Below are 16,411 nucleotides of genomic sequence, written 5' to 3' on the forward strand. Positions count from 1 at the left end.
CTCATGCTAAACGCTTACTGTCACGGTTGCATAACATTTTTGTGCTGTTTTTTAGACAGCGGCGCTCAGTATACTCGATAGCAATGGTCATAATAAATATGACAGATGACGAATACCAATAGGGAAAAGCGATGAGAGCGTTCGATTACGATTTGGATTATAAAAACCTAGATTTGCGCGTGCAGCCTGAGCTGTATCGGGTCGGTCGCGGCGAGCAAGGCGTATTATTGGTAGAGCCGTATAAGTCTGAAATCCTACCACACTGGCGCTTTGCTACCCCTGATATTGCGACTGAAAGTAGCGAGACAATTTATCAAATGTTTTTAGATTACCTGGCTGACGGTGACTTTGTCGGTGCGGATATGGCACGTAAATTTATTCAAATGGGTTATACCCGCGCCCGTCGTTACGCCAATCATAAAGGCGGCAAAAAATATAAAGGGCCAGTGCCCGATGATAAAAAAGGCCAAAGCGGCGCACATGGTCGTGAAGAGTTACCGCGCCAAGAAGAAGACCCAGTCAAAGCAGAGTCTGCGCGGATTTTTAAAGTTAAATGGGATCTCTGCCGAGAAAATAAAGATTACCTGAGCATGAAAGCCGAACACCGTGAACGCTATAAGGAGTTTGAATAAGCATAAGATACAGCCATAAAAATCACCCTCAGCCTGAAAAAGCAGAAATATTTATAATGCCAGAGCGTTAAATAATTAGACTTCATGATTTGCTGTGCTAAGGTAATGAGGGCTTGGAGCTAATACTCCAAAAAAGTACAAAATTGATAGCGTGGGCAAATAATAATGACAGTAGATATTAAGAAACTTTTGATTTTTGATTTTGATGGAACACTTATTGATAGTGTGCCCGATTTGGCCGATGCAACCAATGCTATGTTAACTACGCTTGGTAAAAAGACTTATCCTATCGAAACCATACGCAACTGGATAGGCAACGGGTCTCGAATGCTTGTGGAACGAGCCTTGGTTGGCAATATAGAAGTAGCAGCAGGTGCATTGACAAAAGAAGAGGCCGATCACGCAGAACAAGTATTTTTTGATGCTTATAAGAACCTTAGCGGTAGCAAAACCGTTGCCTACCCTGACGTCGATGAAGGGCTGAAAAAACTGCATGCAGCAGGCTATACGCTTGCCTTAGTGACCAATAAACCTATTCGCTTTGTGCCCAAAATATTACAGTCATTTGGCTGGCAGGACTTATTTAGTGAAGTAATGGGCGGTGATAGTTTACCCGTCAAAAAACCAGACCCAACGCCTCTACTGCACGTTTGCGCATCTCTTAACGTCAGCGTCGCGCAAGCCATCATGATTGGTGATTCTAGAAATGACATATTGGCGGGGCAAAACGCCAATATGGACACGCTTGGTCTGTCTTATGGCTATAACTATGGGCAAGACATTCGTGAGCTAAATCCGACTGAGGCATTTGATAGCTTTGCGGATTTGGTCGCTTGGATTATGAAAGACAATGCTTAGCTCATCCTTATTCTCTAAATTATAGTGATAAAAGAGTGGTAATAGATGGCTTAGATAAGGATGACTATTTACTGCGATAGCTTAGTGCCTCCGACACATGAGCGCTCGTGATATCTACACTGCTAGCCAGGTCTGCAATGGTACGCGCCACTCGTAATACTCGATGATAACCGCGTGCCGATAGATTTAAGCGCTGCTGAGCGAGCTGTAATAGCTGCTTTTCACTATCTCCTAGCTGAATATATTTATCAATCTCGCTAGGGCTCAGCTCATTATTGACTTTTTTTTGTCGATCTAATTGATGTTTATAAGCCACAGCTACTCGCGCGCGTACTTGCTTGGATGTTTCGCCAGCTTGAGCATTTTGTAAATCGGCAATCGGTAGTGCAGGTACGGTAATATGTAGGTCAATGCGATCAAGCAGTGGACCTGATAGTTTGTCTTGATAGCGTTTGATCTGCTCAGGTCGGCAGCGACAACGGCCCGATGCATCACCATCGTAGCCACATGGGCATGGATTCATGGCAGCGACCAGTTGAAAGTTGGCTGGAAAGGTCATCTGCGAGTTGGCACGGCTAATAGTAATTTGCTTGGCTTCTAATGGTTGGCGCAACACCTCTAAAACCGTACGATCAAACTCTGGCAATTCGTCAAGGAATAATATGCCTTTATTAGCAAGGGTAATTTCACCTGGTTTGGGACGTGAGCCACCACCGACCAGAGCCACTGCTGATATGGTGTGATGCACTTGTCTAAATGGCCTTGTCCCATAATCATAATCGCTATCTGCTACCGAATAAGTACTGGCAACCTCTAGCGCATCCTCAGCGCTTAAATCAGGCAATATGGTCGGCAGCCGTGATGCCATTAATGTCTTGCCTGAACCGGGTGGCCCTGTAAATAGTAATGAATGACCGCCTGCTGCTGCAATTTCTAGCGCGCGCCGAGCATGGTGCTGTCCTTTGACGTCGGCTAAGTCCACTTGATAGCCGACATGCTGCGGTGTTGAGCTCGGTGTCACAACTTTCAAAGAGTCATAGAATACACTTGGGTCAGCTAGCGACTGCAAATGGTTACAAACTGCTTTTAAGCTTGGCGCGCCCAGTATCGTCACACCATCGACGCGGCTGGCCTCAGCACCATTATCAATCGGTACGATAAGCTGCGGTGGTTGTGGTTCTTGCTGCGATTCGCTCAGCTCTTGCCCAGTGATCTTGTCCAGCTGCAATACTTTGGCCGCCAACGCCTCAGCTTTGATCGCTCTTGCGACGGCTAAGCTGCCTGTCACTTGCCGTAAATTGCCATTGAGCGCTAACTCACCGATAAATTCAAAGCCTGTCAATACTTCTGTATCCAACTGCCCGCTTGCCGCTAATATCCCTATAGCAATCGGCAAGTCTAGACGCGCACCATCTTTAGGCAAATCAGCGGGGGCCAAGTTGATCGTCAGACGCCGATTAGGAAATTGAAAACCAGAGTTCAGAATCGCAGATCGTACACGGTCTTTACTTTCACGTACCGCTGCCTCTGGCAAACCGACGATAGTCAATGCTGGCAACCCTTGTGACAGATGCACCTCAATAATGACTTTGGGTGCATGCAGTCCAACGACTGAACGGGTATAGACTTGAGCAAACGACATCAGCATTTCCTAATATGGAGAATATTTGATCATAAAGTATTATGTATCAGTGCGCAAATGTCGTGTTTTTTTGTCTATTTTATTTACTAGCATAGTTATCAAATGGTAGTACCGCTGCCTGTAAATGGGGAGTTGATACAGACTCACCGCAAGCAGGTATTTTTGGGCGCTCAAACTTACCTTTCTTGATTCGCGATGACTATGTTGCCAACTCAAATGATAGCTATTGGGTAAGCAACTTAGAGCAACCGCTGACTGGGTTTTCACCAATTCTACGTCGTCGTTTAACCCCTTTCTGAGGTGCTACTCCAGTAGATGGATTACCATTGCTTATGCGCTCACGCATGGGATTGGTTCAAATACAAGATCGGCTCAGTAATAAAGATAGCTTGGGCGGTACTAGCTTCAATTTAGACAACATGCAAGAGGTCGTCTATGGCAATCGCAGCTATGTTGCTGAGTTGGTACTTGACGACGTATTAGCAGATTGTCGAGCGAATGCTAATTTACCTTTGACTGTTGGCGCTACTATTGATGCAACTAATTCTTGTAATATCTTGAGTAATTGGGATCGTCGTAATAATTTAGATAGTAAAGGCGCGCACGTTTTTAGAGAGTTTTGGCGCAATGTTGATTTTAATGAAACTACTGATACGATATTCAGTGTTAAATTCGATGTAAAGGATCCAGTCAATACGCCTCGTGGTTTAATTATTAGTAATGACACACGTACTGCTTTAGGCGACTCTATTAAGTTCTTCCGAGATAAAAATATCGCTCTTGATGCATCTTTATCTGATTTTCAGTATATCGTTGATGCTGGTAAAAGCGACGAGCGTATTGCTATGCATGGTGGATTTGGTCGTGAAGGTGTATTCAATGTTGCAGAAACGCGCGGCACAAGAGCTAATGATGGCGCAAACTACGTCATTAATTTTGGTCCGACATATATGCAAACCATTACCTTTGATAGCAGCGGCCCTGTAGCAGAAGCCTTCTTAGGTTACTCGCAAGCTTCTGATACTACTCGACCATTCCATCGTGACCAAAGTCGTCGTTATTCTGATAAAAAATGGATTCGCCTACCCTTCAGTGCCAGTGATGTTAGTGACCAAGCCGTTGGTGATAAGATGCAGCTAAAAGAATCAGCTTGATATAACTTAAAGTAGCGTTAAAAAAGACTTCAGGTATATGCTGGAGTCTTTTTTGCTTTATGGAAGCAAGCTGTTTGAATATAGTCGATTCACTATTAAGAAAACTCGCCGACCACCCCACTATAAACAGGGATTTGTTATACTAATACTTATTGATGGCTGTGAATTTAGCCGTGAATAATACTGTGAAAATTATTATTGATAACAGACTCATTATGGTGACTAACAATCTATCAAACACATACTGGCTTTCAGACATTTGGCCATTAGAGATGTAAAAACAGTAATACTTAAGGTCAAAACGAGGAGTACCGCATGACAGAACATTCAGAATCAAATACTCAGCAGCCTTACAATCGTGCAGGTGAGCAACCGACCACGACACGCCCTGTTATGCAACCAGAAAGCCCCTATGCCAGTACGCGCGGCAGTATGATGAGCAAGCAGCTACCCGCTTTTGATGAAGCGATTATTAATAAATACAACCGTTCAGGCCCACGTTATACCTCTTATCCAACCGCTTTAGAATTCTCACCAATCACCAATGGCCTTGAGGCAAAAATCCTTCAGAACCGTGAAGCCCGTGCACCGCTGTCGTTATATTTTCATATTCCTTTTTGTCGTCACCTCTGCTATTACTGCGCTTGCAATAAAATTATCACCAAAAAAAATAGCGACTCAGGCGATTATTTGCAGTACTTAATCGCTGAGATTAAGCATAAACGCCGCCTGTTATCTGTCCCAGAAGGTAGCAGCAAGCCCCTAGTTAAGCAGCTGCATTTGGGCGGTGGCACGCCCACATTTTTGCGTGATGAAGAAATGGTTCAACTGTGGGAGTTTTTACAAACTCAGTTTGAATTCTTACCTGAAGACAAAGGCGATTACTCTATTGAAATTGACCCACGTGAGCTGAGTGGCGAGACATTGAAAGTATTGCGCAACCTTGGCTTTAACCGTGTCAGTTTAGGCGTACAAGACCTCGATGAAACGGTACAAATCGCCGTCAACCGTGTACATTCAGCAGAGCTCATTGAAAATGTGTTAAATGAGGCGCGTGACCTCGGTTTTCATTCTATCAATATCGACCTGATTTATGGTTTACCGCATCAAACACCCGCAACCTTGGATAAAACGGTACGCCGTATCATCGAGATGTCGCCGGATCGCTTGTCTGTATTCAATTACGCACACTTGCCAGAACGTTTTAAAGCCCAGCGCCAGATTCAAGAAGCCGATTTACCAGACCCAGCATCCAAGCTGACGATGCTTGGCAATACCATCAATACGCTGACCGAAGCTGGCTATCAATATATCGGTATTGATCACTTTGCCAAGCCTGATGATGAATTAGCCGTGGCGCAGCGTGAGGGTAAACTGCATCGTAACTTTCAAGGTTATACCATCATGGGCGATTGTGATTTATTGGGCTTTGGCGTCTCCTCTATCAGTCAAATTGCCAATGCCAATACCCGCTATATTTTGCAAAATAATACAGATTTACCAGTTTATCAAGCGAATATCGATGCTGCACAAAGTAACTCGGCTGCCATGCCTGCGGTAAAAGTCATCAAAACATCCATCAAAGATCGCTTGCGTGAATATGTGATTATGAATCTACTCTGTCACGACTATATCGACTTTAAAGACGTCAATCAAAAATTTGGTATCGATGCCATCACTTACTTTATCAGTGAGATTCAACAGCTTGGCGCCATGCAAGAAGACAAACTCATCGATATGGACGCGGCTGGTATTCGCGTGCTGCCAAAAGGTCGCTTATTAGGTCGTAACGTCGCCATGGTATTTGATGAATATCTTGAGAAAAAACATAAAAATCGTTTCTCAAAAGTTATTTGATTGAGTTATCCCTCAAGTTAAAAAGTAGCCATAAAAAGACCTCACTCAAGGTCTTTTTTATGGTGTTTGATAAAGGTGATGATTGACGGAAAATATATCTAGCCGACTCAGAAGGCATCACAATATATAGTCTATTTGCATCTTCTATGGCTTTTTTATTATCAAGATATTTTTGTTCATTAAACGAAGCATATGAGTTATTCATTAAATGTAGTGTTCAGTACAATTCGCAGTCGAAAAAATAGCCAGCGCCTAATAAGCTAACTGACCATTTTTGATATGACGTCAAGAAAGGATAATCAAAACATCAAAATTTTACCGATTAAAATTTTTATTACTGATTAAACTTTAAGCTTATCACCTACCATACCCTTTATCGTACTTAGGATATCAGCAGGTAGCACCACCATTTTTGCGTTGTCAGATTCGGCTAACTGACGAATCGATTTGATATATTGCTCACCGAGTAAGTAGACAATGGGCATCTCTTCTTTACCCATGGCCGCGGTAATCAGACGAATAGACTCCTCTGATCCTTTTGCCAGTACTACCTGCGCTTCAGCATCACGGCGTGAGGCTTCTAAGCGACCATCAGCTTCTAAGATAGCAGCCTGCTTTTGCCCATCAGCGCGGGTCACTGTCGCCCGACGTAGACGCTCTGCTGCTGCTTGCTCTTCCATTGACGCTTGCATGGTTTGCGAAGGGTTAATATCTTGAATTTCTACTGTCTTTAATGTGATGCCCCAATCCGCAATATCTTCTGATATCGCATGCTTTAGTTTAGTTTTAATTTCATCACGGCTAGACAATGCACTATCTAAGTCCATTTCACCAATGATTGAACGTAGTGACGTCTGCACTAAATTACGAATACCGTATTCATAATCTTCGATACCATAGACCGCCTTATCAGGACGCACGATATTAATATAAGCCACAGCATTGGCGATAATAACAACGTTGTCTCGCGTAATAACCTCTTGTGATGGAATATCAAGGACGATGTCTTTGGTCGTCACTTTATAAGCGACATCATCAACGAAAGGAATAATAAGGTTTAGACCAGGTTCTAGCGTTTGACTATATTTGCCCAATCGCTGCACCACCCACTTATAGCCTTGTGGCACGATTCGAACGCCTTTGAAAACCGTAAAGACAACCAGTGCAACCAAAACCACCATGACAATGCTGAAGCTTTCCATAATTCATCCCTATTATTATAATTGCATATCTTTATTAATCGCTGCCTGCGATTTCATACTGCTCACGATCAGCTCATTACCAACGATATCGGTCACCACTACTCGATCGCCGACTGCCACCTGCTCACCTTTAGTACGGCACATCCACTCCGTTGCACCAACAATAGGCACACTGAATCTAACCGTACCCGCTCTATCTGGCTGTGGCGGCACGATAATCATACCCGTCTCGCCGACGATAATACTACCGCCCAACCCAGCCTTGGTACGATCTACCGATAAAGGTTTGATAAACTTAAACCATGCCAGCAAGAATATGGCAGAAAGCACCAACCAAATAATAATTTGCAAAGAGACAGAAATAGGCAATAGCCACGAAAGCGCAGCAACGATGATGGCAGCAGCGCCGAACCAAAGGCTGGCGAATGTCGGCACAAACATCTCAATGATCAGCAATATAAAGCCTAATACTAACCAGTGCCAAGGTTCAATCATCCAAAGAGTCTCCATCATCGCTGTATTCCCTATCTTTGTCATTCTAACTTTTAATGTAGCACATTTTTGATGTTAATAATTTCTTAAAAATCATCAATGTATCACATACGTGCCTTAAACAACTTTAGGGGAAAGTTAGGAAAATTTAAAGAAAAAAAACGCACCTCGAAGGGTGCGTTTTTTACTTATTATACTACTAACCGAGGACTTAGAATTTTAGCTGAGCGCCAACAGTCATCAGATCTGCGTCGCTGCCTAGCATGTCGTATTCAGCTTCAACACTGAAGTTCGGGTTAACTGAGTAACCAAGACCTACACCACCAGCAAGACTAGTATCATCTTTAGAGATGGTTTTTCTGTTAGAGTCTTCGACGAGATAGTTACCTTCGATTTCAGTCTTAGCAACACCTAGCTTACCTTTGGCGTATAGCGCTGTATTTGGGAACTGATAACGATAAGTACCGTACGCGCCATAGCTCTTGGCATCGATGTCACCATTGTAGTAATCAGCATCATCTGAACCTACGTATTCTGCTTCGATACCAAAGTTAGGATCAAAATTGTAACCACCATAAACACCATAAGCTGTTGGCTTATCAGCACCGTTTACATCTAGGTCAAACTGACCGACTTTTACACCAACATATGGCTGACCAGTGTAGCCGTTGCCATAAGATACGGCAGCTTGTGCACCCATGCTTAATAAAGAACCGGCTGCTAGTGCAAGTAGCGTTTTTTGTAGTGTTTTCATAGTATTCCCCTAGGGTTATATCTTTAATTGTTTATCTATAAAGTATCTGTGTAAGAAAAGGTTATTGACTACACCCTTGCTCATTTGTTTAGCTGACTAATCATCTATTTTAACTTTAGAATTTTAGCTGAGCACCAACAGTCATCAGATCTGCGTCACTGCCTAGCATGTCGTATTCAGCTTCAACACTGAAGTTCGGGTTAACTGAGTAACCAAGACCTACACCACCTGCAAGACTAGTATCATCTTTAGAGATGGTTTTTCTGTTAGAGTCTTCGACGAGATAGTTACCTTCGATTTCAGTCTTAGCAACACCTAGCTTACCTTTGGCGTATAGCGCTGTATTTGGGAACTGATAACGATAAGTACCGTACGCGCCATAGCTCTTGGCATCGATGTCTCCATTGTAGTAATCAGCATCATCTGAACCTACGTATTCCGCTTCGATACCAAAGTTAGGATCAAAATTGTAACCACCATAAACACCATAAGCTGTTGGCTTATCAGCACCGTTTACATCTAGGTCAAACTGACCGACTTTTACACCAACATATGGCTGACCAGTGTAGCCGTTGCCATAAGATACGGCAGCTTGTGCACCCATGCTTAATAAAGAACCGGCTGCTAGTGCAAGTAGCGTTTTTTGTAGTGTTTTCATTATTAGCTCCTTAAAATCAATTTGGACAAACAAGTTATCTAGTTATATCAGCTTTTATAGCCCTATCGCCTTGTTTGCTAACGATGGGTATATAGTAACAAACTATTTCAAGCAGTCTGTCAGTGTTTGATGGTATGAGAGTTAAGATTTGCAAGTATTTATCAGTGCTTGGGTTACAAAGGCAAAGATATGAAATCTTTTGTTACAACCATGAAGTTTATGCAATAATCCTTACTCATTTCACCGTCTTTCTAGCAGAAATAAGCCTAAAGCAATAATAGATGCCAAATATTTTAAGGTAAAAATAATGACTGGACGCATAACTAGCCGTTTGCAAGAAGCGCTTACAGCACTCAAAGCAACCCAACAATATCGTCAATTACCCAATCTTCAACATCATGGGCAATACGTTATTAGCGAAGGCAAAACATTACTCAATATCGCCAGCAACGATTATCTTGGCTTGGGCGGCGACACTGAACTGCAAAACGAATTTCTCAGTCAACTAACACAGTTATCAGACGCACAAATGCCTAAGATGAGTGCGACGTCCTCACGCTTGCTCACTGGGAATGATGCACAGCTCCAAGCGCTAGAGTCTGAGTTACAGGAATGGTATCAAACCGCTGTAGGCAAACAAGATATCTCTGACTCAAAATCGGTGTTGGTGTTGAATAGCGGCTATCATGCCAATCTTGGTATATTGCCAGCCCTCACAGCGTTGCCAGTCAAAACGCTTATCTTGGCTGATAAGCTAGTACATGCCAGCATTATCGATGGTATGCGTCTGAGCCAAAGCAAGATTGTCAGCTATCGCCGTTATCGTCACAATGATTATGAGCATTTGGCTACGTTTATTGAGCAAGCAGCGCCAGACATTGAGCGCATCATCATTGTCACTGAGAGTATCTTTAGTATGGATGGTGATCGTGCGGACTTATGTCAACTGGTACAATTAAAAGCTAGCGATGCTCGTATTGAACTGTATGTCGATGAGGCTCATGCCATTGGTGTGTTAGGTGATACAGGCTTGGGACTAGCGGAAGAAACACAGACATTGGCTGATATTGACTATTTAGTCGGTACTTTTGGTAAAGCCTTTGCCTCAGTGGGTGCTTATATTATGTGCGATGATGTTGTCAAACAATGGCTGATTAACCGCATGCGCCCGCTAATTTTTAGTACGGCATTACCACCTATCAATCACGCATGGACGCGATTTATTTTAGCAAAAATGCCAACGCTAAATGACCAACGTGCACATTTAGCGCACTTGTCGACCAAGCTAAGTCAAGCCATCGACATACGACACCGTGTTTCCCAAACCCAGACCATCCAACATCCAAGCTACGAATCGCCCATTGTGCCTTACGTGTTGGGGGATAACGCCAGCACTCTTGCTAAAGCGCAACAGTTGCAAGCAGCAGGTTTTTACGCGCTGCCTATCAGGCCACCTACTGTGCCAGCAAACACGGCACGTATTCGTTTAGTCATGAATGCCAAGCTGACAAATGAAGACTGCGAACAATTGATAAGACAATTATAACGCTGTTATCTCATAGGAACATCAGCGCTACTATCGATTGCTAACTGGCTCACTTGGATATAATAAACCGTATGAAAACACTCGCCACGCCTAATAACTTTAGCGCCAGAAAACAAACCATCGCTCGTCATTTTGCCAATGCCAGTGACTATGATCAGCAAGCCAATATTCAACAGCAAGTCTGCCAATATTTGCTAGACAACCTTGCCCATACTAAACACGACAGTGTACTTGAAGTCGGTGCAGGAACTGGTCAAATGACACGCCTACTAGCAGCACATATTCAAAGTCAATATTGGCTGATCAATGAATTATGCGCTGAACAAGCTGCGACTTTACAATCCATAGTACCAAATGCTGACATAGCGATTGGCGATGCTGAGACGATGGACTTTGAGGGTGAACATAGCTTGATAATCAGTGCCAATGCAGTGCAGTGGTTTGATAACCCCTTAAGTTTTGTTGCGCAATCAGCACGCCGCTTACAAACTGGAGGTCAACTGCTGTTTAATACTTTTACGCCAAATAATTTTTGGCAAATTAGGCGTTTGACTGGTCAAGGGCTCTATTATCCAGATATAGACGAGTGGCAATTGGCACTGGTCAGTGCTGGCTTTGAGATAATTGAACTGTCCACTCAGCGTTTTGAATTACCGTTTGCCAGTCCCTACGCTATCCTAAAGCATATGAAATTGACGGGCGTATCGACCAATCGGACGCAAGTAAACACCAGTAATACCCCACCCTTTATGTGGACCAAGGCACGCTTGCAACAGTTTGAGTCAGATTATTGGCAACATTTTTCAGCGCAAGATGACGCTGGGCAGCCTATCGTTCATTTGACTTACGAAGTACTTATAGTGAATGCATTTAAACAGTGAAAACAACATATAGGAGTGGTAGGTAGGATAGCTCTTATAAATAATAGCCATAAAAAAACGCACCCCGAAGGGTGCGTTTTATCACTTAACTACTTATGTGCCTATGAGCAGTCTTATTTTTTGTCTTCGTCTACTTCAGTAAACTCAGCATCAACGACGTCATCATCAGCTTGGTTGCTATCTGCTGCATTATCCGCGCCTTGTTGGAACTGGCTTGGATCCATACCTTCAGCGCCTGCATCAGCATAAATCTTCTGACTAACTGGCAAGAAGGCATTATCTAACGCTTCAAGCTTAGCTTTGATGTCATCATGATCATCTTCTTTAATCACTGCTTCAAGATCAGAGATAGCGGTTTCTACTGTTGATTTTTCTTCATCAGTCACCTTATCTCCCGCTTCTTTTAACGCTTTTTGTACCGCATGGATGCGACCATCTGCTTCGTTACGAACTTGCGCTAAGTTAGCGAATTTCTCATCTTCAGCAGCATTGGCCTCTGCATCACGAACCATTTGTTCGACTTCTTCATCCGACAAGCCTGAATCTGCTTTAATCTGGATGCTTTGTGCTTTACCAGTACCTTTGTCTTTCGCTGAGATGTTCATGATACCGTCAGCGTTGATGTCAAAAGTAACTTCGATTTGCGGTAGACCACGTGGTGCTGGTGGAATGTCCGTCAAATCAAAACGACCAAGCTGTTTATTTTGGTTAGCAATTTTACGCTCACCTTGATAAACCTGAATGGTTACTGCTGGTTGGTTGTCTTCAGCCGTTGAGAATACCTGTGATTTCTTAGTCGGAATCATGGTGTTTTTCTCAATGATTGGCGTCATTACACCACCCATCGTTTCAATACCAAGCGTTAGTGGCGTTACATCAAGCAATAGTACGTCAGTTTTATCACCAGACAATACTGCACCTTGAATCGCAGCCCCTGCCGCTACTGCTTCATCAGGGTTCACATCTTTACGTGGTTCCTGACCGAAGAACTCTTGCACTTTTTGCTGTACCAGTGGCATACGAGTCTGACCACCAACTAAGATAACATCATCGATGTCACCAATTTTAATACCAGCATCTTCAAGCGCAATCTTACAAGGACCCATCGTACGTTGTACCAAATCCTCAGTTAAGCTCTCAAGTTTCGAGCGACTGATAGTGACTACTAAATGCTTAGGACCATTGCTGTCCGCAGTAATATAAGGCAAGTTCACTTCAGTGCTTTGAGCACTTGATAACTCAATTTTTGCTTTTTCTGCCGCTTCTTTTAGGCGCTGCATCGCAAGCGAATCACCTTTTAGATTAACATCTTGGTCTTTTTTGAACTCATCAACCAAATAATCAATCAAAGCTGAGTCAAAGTCTTCACCACCAAGGAATGTATCACCATTGGTTGCTAGTACTTCGAACTGCTGCTCGCCATCAACATCAGCGATTTCGATGATTGATACGTCAAAAGTACCACCACCTAAGTCATAAACAGCAACCGTGCTATCGCCTTGCTTTTTATCCATACCATAAGCAAGAGCAGCGGCCGTTGGTTCGTTGATGATACGTTTCACATCAAGACCAGCAATTTTACCCGCGTCTTTTGTTGCCTGACGCTGTGAATCATTAAAGTAAGCAGGTACTGTTACCACTGCTTCCGTAACTGGTTCACCAAGATAGTCTTCTGCTGTTTTTTTCATTTTTTTCAAGATTTCAGCAGAAACCTGTGGTGGCGCCAATTTTTTACCGTTAATTTCTACCCATGCATCACCGTTATCTGCTTTGGCGATTTTGTAAGGCACCATACCGATGTCTTTTTGCACGACTTTGTCATCAAAACGACGACCAATCAAACGCTTAATCGCAAACAATGTATTGTTTGGATTGGTGACCGCTTGACGCTTGGCCGACTGACCAACCAGAATTTCGTCATTTTTATAAGCGACGATCGATGGTGTTGTACGAGTACCTTCAGCATTTTCGATGACCTTGACTTTGTCACCTTCCATTACTGCGACACACGAGTTAGTCGTACCTAAATCAATACCAATTACTTTACCCATAATTATTTACTCCTGATTTATTTTAAATATTTGTCTATCCAGACCGTAGTTGATCTCTTGTTGCTATATATATCGGTTTACTTATGAATTTTTTCAAGTCAATAATCATGCAAAAACTGTCTTTCATGTGACTTTTTGTGAAAACCCTTAGTTATATTGGGGTTTAGTACACTAAAAATCCAGTTTTTGATATTACTGTCCCACACGCACCATGGCTGGGCGTAATAAACGACCGTTCAAGCTATAGCCTTTTTGTAATACAGTACCAACAGTATCAGCTTCCGCCTCTGCATCAATACCCACTGCTTCATGAAGATCCGCGTTGAATTTCTCGCCTTGCGGGTCGACCACTTCTATACCGTTTTTATGCAATACTGCTAATAATGCTTTATGCGTCAATTGCACGCCTTCAGCGACTGGATCATTGGCATCAGCGTTTTCGATAGCACGCTCTAAGTTATCAACGATCTCTAACAACTCTCTGGCAAATTTCTGTAGCGCAAATTTTTTGCTCTTATCCGCCTCTTGCTCCATGCGTTTTTGTGCATTGTAAGCTTCGGCATTGGCACGAGCGGTACCTTCTTTAGCTTCCTTCACCTCACCTTCTAGCTCAGCGATGCGGGCTTTAAAGGTGTCAAGATCGATTTCATTTTCGATAGTCATTTCTTCACCTGAGTTGTGTTGTGGATCAAACTCTTTCATGGTTTCTTCTAAAATACTGTCACTGTGTTCAATATTGTCATGCGCCACATTTTGCTCAGGGGATTCGTGGTTGGTATTTTTCTCGCTCATGATGGCTCCTTAGAATTTTAATAATGACGATTGATATAAGAGGCAACAAACGCACTATTTGCTAGTGATACTGTGCTCTTATCAAATAGTTAATCAGTCTTACTCATTGTTTTTATTAATACGCTTTACTAGTTGCTTGATAAAGGTGGTGGAGGCAAATTTCAAGCCTAAGCCATAGGAATTTTTCTAATTTACAACAAATGCTGCCTAAATCTGCATTAAAGCGCTCAAAACTGAGTCTTATATGCTGTCAATGGGTATAAATAGTCATTAACAAAAGCTACAAGAAAGTAGTATTTGTTCTCCAAAAATTACCGTTGCTACATAAGCTATTACTAAAAAATACTCACCTTTATTCTTGATTACTCTATTGTTGCTACAAACAGTATCACTCACAAAACAGTATCACTCACATCGGAAGGCAGGCTCATACTGACAATCATTAACGAGAAGTGTTATGACTAAATCAACCGTGTTATCCATCAACGCGCTATTGAATAAAGCGCTGATGACGATGAAACTTGCGTCAACAAATTGTAGAGATCATGAGATAAAGGGAAACGACGCTCAACAGGAGAGCTTGACTCTCAAACAAAAGATGCGCAGCTACAACCTGATGACTAACTGTCAGCCGCATACTCTGCACTATGCCATGAAAGGAATAGGCTATCTGCCAACGCCGATATTAGAGAAATTGATTGGTTATTTGAAAGGACCGACGTCGAAACAATATCTGCACGCCAACGCTCATCTGCGTCTGATACTTGCTGTGAATAGCAAGCTTAAAACACCTCTTGAGCTGACACCAATGCATGAGCTGCGTGAAAGATTCGCCGCTGACGCTGTGGCCATGCAAGCGCCGCACGTATGGCAGCAAGCAAATGATACTATCATCGGCAATATGAAACGCTTTACAAAACAAAATGAGAAGCCTGTCCACTGGGAAGACAAAGTGATTACCAATGCTGATGATGGCGATATGACCATTCGCTGTTATCAAGCAGACGCTAGCTCTCACGGCCTAGGATTAAAAAAAAGTGATATTCATAATCCTGATGAGACCGTTTCTGATGAGACCGTACTGTTATATTTTCATGGTGGTGGATTCTGTATTGGTGATATCAACACCCATCATGAGTTCTGCCATGCTGTCTGCGCACAAACCAGCTGGCCAGTCGTCAGCGTTGATTATCGCTTAGCGCCTGAGCATCCAGCACCAGCCGCACTAAAAGACTGTATCACTGCTTACGCTTGGCTAGCTGAGCATTGCCACACCCTAGGCGCTTCACCCTCACGAATTGTGCTAGCAGGCGACAGTGCTGGCGGCGGATTGTCTACCTTGATTGCCCAACAACTTACTGCACCCTCGCAAGCCGCATGGTCAGATTTAGGCATTGCAGGTCAAAGAATGTTCGATTTCTTAGAGCGCTTACCAAAGCCGCTTGCGCAAATGCCTTTATATCCTGTGACTGATATCGAAACGGATTATCCAAGTTGGGAGTTGTATGGTGAAGGCCTGCTATTAGATCATGCCGATGTGGCAGTATTTGATGCGGCTTGTTTAGATAACAGTCCTTTGCCACGCCAGCATATCCTTAACTGTCCAATGCTTGGTGACAATAGCAAAGTATGCCCTACTTACATTGTCGCTGCAGAATTAGACGTATTACGTGATGAAGCCTTTGCTTATGCAAAGCAATTAAAGATTCATGGTATAGCAGTCGAGACTCATACCATTCTCGGTGCGCCGCATGGTTTTATTCATTTTATGAGTATTCATCAGGGTATTGGACAAGATACAAGCAACATTATCGATGGCTTTGCGCATTTTGTACGTGACATCATCAGTACGCAGGCTTTATTAGCAGCATAATTGGATATCTATCATAATT

14 protein-coding genes are annotated in these 16,411 nt (G+C 43.0%); 7 read left to right on the top strand and 7 right to left on the bottom strand.

The window, feature by feature from the left end:
* Positions 1-131: 131 nt before the first annotated feature.
* Both JMX93_RS13305 and JMX93_RS13310 read left to right on the top strand, forming a co-directional pair.
* On the top strand, positions 132-632 hold the full coding sequence (locus JMX93_RS13305) for a DUF4385 domain-containing protein (RefSeq protein ID WP_499205002.1): 501 nt from the start codon (positions 132-134) through the stop codon (positions 630-632).
* Positions 633-797: 165 nt separating this feature from the next.
* Complete coding sequence (locus tag JMX93_RS13310; protein WP_499205003.1) at positions 798-1,490, top strand: phosphoglycolate phosphatase; 693 nt, start codon at positions 798-800, stop codon at positions 1,488-1,490.
* A 64-nt stretch (positions 1,491-1,554) separates the two neighbouring features.
* Here the strand turns inward: JMX93_RS13310 and JMX93_RS13315 are convergent, their stop codons facing one another.
* Positions 1,555-3,132 (bottom strand): YifB family Mg chelatase-like AAA ATPase, encoded by a 1,578-nt coding sequence (locus JMX93_RS13315; protein ID WP_499205004.1) that lies wholly within the window; start codon positions 3,130-3,132, stop codon positions 1,555-1,557.
* Positions 3,133-3,464: 332 nt separating this feature from the next.
* Between JMX93_RS13315 and JMX93_RS13320 the strand changes: the two genes are divergently transcribed.
* Both JMX93_RS13320 and hemN read left to right on the top strand, forming a co-directional pair.
* The gene (locus JMX93_RS13320) at positions 3,465-4,286 is read left to right on the top strand and encodes a penicillin acylase family protein (RefSeq protein ID WP_499205005.1); all 822 of its coding nucleotides are present in this window, start codon (positions 3,465-3,467) and stop codon (positions 4,284-4,286) included.
* Positions 4,287-4,601: 315 nt separating this feature from the next.
* Positions 4,602-6,143, top strand: a complete 1,542-nt coding sequence (gene hemN, locus JMX93_RS13325; RefSeq protein ID WP_499205006.1) for an oxygen-independent coproporphyrinogen III oxidase — start codon at positions 4,602-4,604, stop codon at positions 6,141-6,143.
* Between the two features lie 341 nt (positions 6,144-6,484).
* Here the strand turns inward: hemN and JMX93_RS13330 are convergent, their stop codons facing one another.
* From JMX93_RS13330 to JMX93_RS13345, 4 genes are all read right to left on the bottom strand, one after another.
* Positions 6,485-7,345 (bottom strand): SPFH domain-containing protein, encoded by an 861-nt coding sequence (locus tag JMX93_RS13330; protein WP_193011616.1) that lies wholly within the window; start codon positions 7,343-7,345, stop codon positions 6,485-6,487.
* Positions 7,346-7,360: 15 nt separating this feature from the next.
* Positions 7,361-7,858, bottom strand: coding sequence for an NfeD family protein (locus JMX93_RS13335; protein ID WP_193011615.1), 498 nt, complete (start codon positions 7,856-7,858; stop codon positions 7,361-7,363).
* A gap of 190 nt (positions 7,859-8,048) precedes the next feature.
* The gene (locus JMX93_RS13340; RefSeq protein ID WP_193011614.1) at positions 8,049-8,591 is read right to left on the bottom strand and encodes a porin family protein; all 543 of its coding nucleotides are present in this window, start codon (positions 8,589-8,591) and stop codon (positions 8,049-8,051) included.
* A gap of 115 nt (positions 8,592-8,706) precedes the next feature.
* Positions 8,707-9,249: a porin family protein gene (locus JMX93_RS13345; RefSeq protein ID WP_193011614.1), complete on the bottom strand. Its 543-nt coding sequence runs from the start codon at positions 9,247-9,249 to the stop codon at positions 8,707-8,709.
* Positions 9,250-9,556: 307 nt separating this feature from the next.
* Here JMX93_RS13345 and JMX93_RS13350 point away from each other — a divergent pair, with 307 nt between their 5' ends.
* Positions 9,557-10,795, top strand: a complete 1,239-nt coding sequence (locus tag JMX93_RS13350) for an 8-amino-7-oxononanoate synthase (RefSeq protein WP_499205007.1) — start codon at positions 9,557-9,559, stop codon at positions 10,793-10,795.
* Positions 10,796-10,866: 71 nt separating this feature from the next.
* Positions 10,867-11,676, top strand: a complete 810-nt coding sequence (locus JMX93_RS13355; RefSeq protein WP_499205008.1) for a methyltransferase domain-containing protein — start codon at positions 10,867-10,869, stop codon at positions 11,674-11,676.
* A gap of 113 nt (positions 11,677-11,789) precedes the next feature.
* Here JMX93_RS13355 and dnaK read toward each other — a convergent pair whose 3' ends face one another.
* Positions 11,790-13,727, bottom strand: coding sequence for a molecular chaperone DnaK (gene dnaK / locus JMX93_RS13360; protein ID WP_198333419.1), 1,938 nt, complete (start codon positions 13,725-13,727; stop codon positions 11,790-11,792).
* Positions 13,728-13,919: 192 nt separating this feature from the next.
* Positions 13,920-14,519, bottom strand: a complete 600-nt coding sequence (gene grpE, locus JMX93_RS13365; RefSeq protein ID WP_193011610.1) for a nucleotide exchange factor GrpE — start codon at positions 14,517-14,519, stop codon at positions 13,920-13,922.
* Positions 14,520-14,976: 457 nt separating this feature from the next.
* On the opposite strand from grpE, the gene JMX93_RS13370 reads away from it, so the two are divergent.
* A complete protein-coding gene (locus tag JMX93_RS13370; RefSeq protein WP_499205009.1) occupies positions 14,977-16,392 on the top strand; it encodes an alpha/beta hydrolase in 1,416 nt (471 codons plus the stop codon).
* The last annotated feature ends 19 nt before the right edge of the window (positions 16,393-16,411 follow it).

The sequence above is a fragment of the Psychrobacter muriicola 2pS genome (genome assembly GCF_904846535.1).
Lineage (GTDB): Bacteria > Pseudomonadota > Gammaproteobacteria > Pseudomonadales > Moraxellaceae > Psychrobacter > Psychrobacter aquimaris.

What these genes read in the sequence shown, in the direction of transcription:
- JMX93_RS13330 (WP_193011616.1), bottom strand. Translation starts at nt 7,345, where the DNA reads ATGGAAAGCTTCAGCATTGTCATGGTGGTTTTGGTTGCACTGGTTGTC.
- JMX93_RS13370 (WP_499205009.1), top strand. Translation starts at nt 14,977, where the DNA reads ATGACTAAATCAACCGTGTTATCCATCAACGCGCTATTGAATAAAGCG.
- JMX93_RS13340 (WP_193011614.1), bottom strand. Translation starts at nt 8,591, where the DNA reads ATGAAAACACTACAAAAAACGCTACTTGCACTAGCAGCCGGTTCTTTA.
- dnaK (WP_198333419.1), bottom strand. Translation starts at nt 13,727, where the DNA reads ATGGGTAAAGTAATTGGTATTGATTTAGGTACGACTAACTCGTGTGTC.
- JMX93_RS13335 (WP_193011615.1), bottom strand. Translation starts at nt 7,858, where the DNA reads ATGATGGAGACTCTTTGGATGATTGAACCTTGGCACTGGTTAGTATTA.
- JMX93_RS13315 (WP_499205004.1), bottom strand. Translation starts at nt 3,132, where the DNA reads ATGTCGTTTGCTCAAGTCTATACCCGTTCAGTCGTTGGACTGCATGCA.
- JMX93_RS13355 (WP_499205008.1), top strand. Translation starts at nt 10,867, where the DNA reads ATGAAAACACTCGCCACGCCTAATAACTTTAGCGCCAGAAAACAAACC.
- JMX93_RS13305 (WP_499205002.1), top strand. Translation starts at nt 132, where the DNA reads ATGAGAGCGTTCGATTACGATTTGGATTATAAAAACCTAGATTTGCGC.
- JMX93_RS13350 (WP_499205007.1), top strand. Translation starts at nt 9,557, where the DNA reads ATGACTGGACGCATAACTAGCCGTTTGCAAGAAGCGCTTACAGCACTC.
- JMX93_RS13320 (WP_499205005.1), top strand. Translation starts at nt 3,465, where the DNA reads ATGCGCTCACGCATGGGATTGGTTCAAATACAAGATCGGCTCAGTAAT.
- JMX93_RS13345 (WP_193011614.1), bottom strand. Translation starts at nt 9,249, where the DNA reads ATGAAAACACTACAAAAAACGCTACTTGCACTAGCAGCCGGTTCTTTA.
- grpE (WP_193011610.1), bottom strand. Translation starts at nt 14,519, where the DNA reads ATGAGCGAGAAAAATACCAACCACGAATCCCCTGAGCAAAATGTGGCG.
- JMX93_RS13310 (WP_499205003.1), top strand. Translation starts at nt 798, where the DNA reads ATGACAGTAGATATTAAGAAACTTTTGATTTTTGATTTTGATGGAACA.
- hemN (WP_499205006.1), top strand. Translation starts at nt 4,602, where the DNA reads ATGACAGAACATTCAGAATCAAATACTCAGCAGCCTTACAATCGTGCA.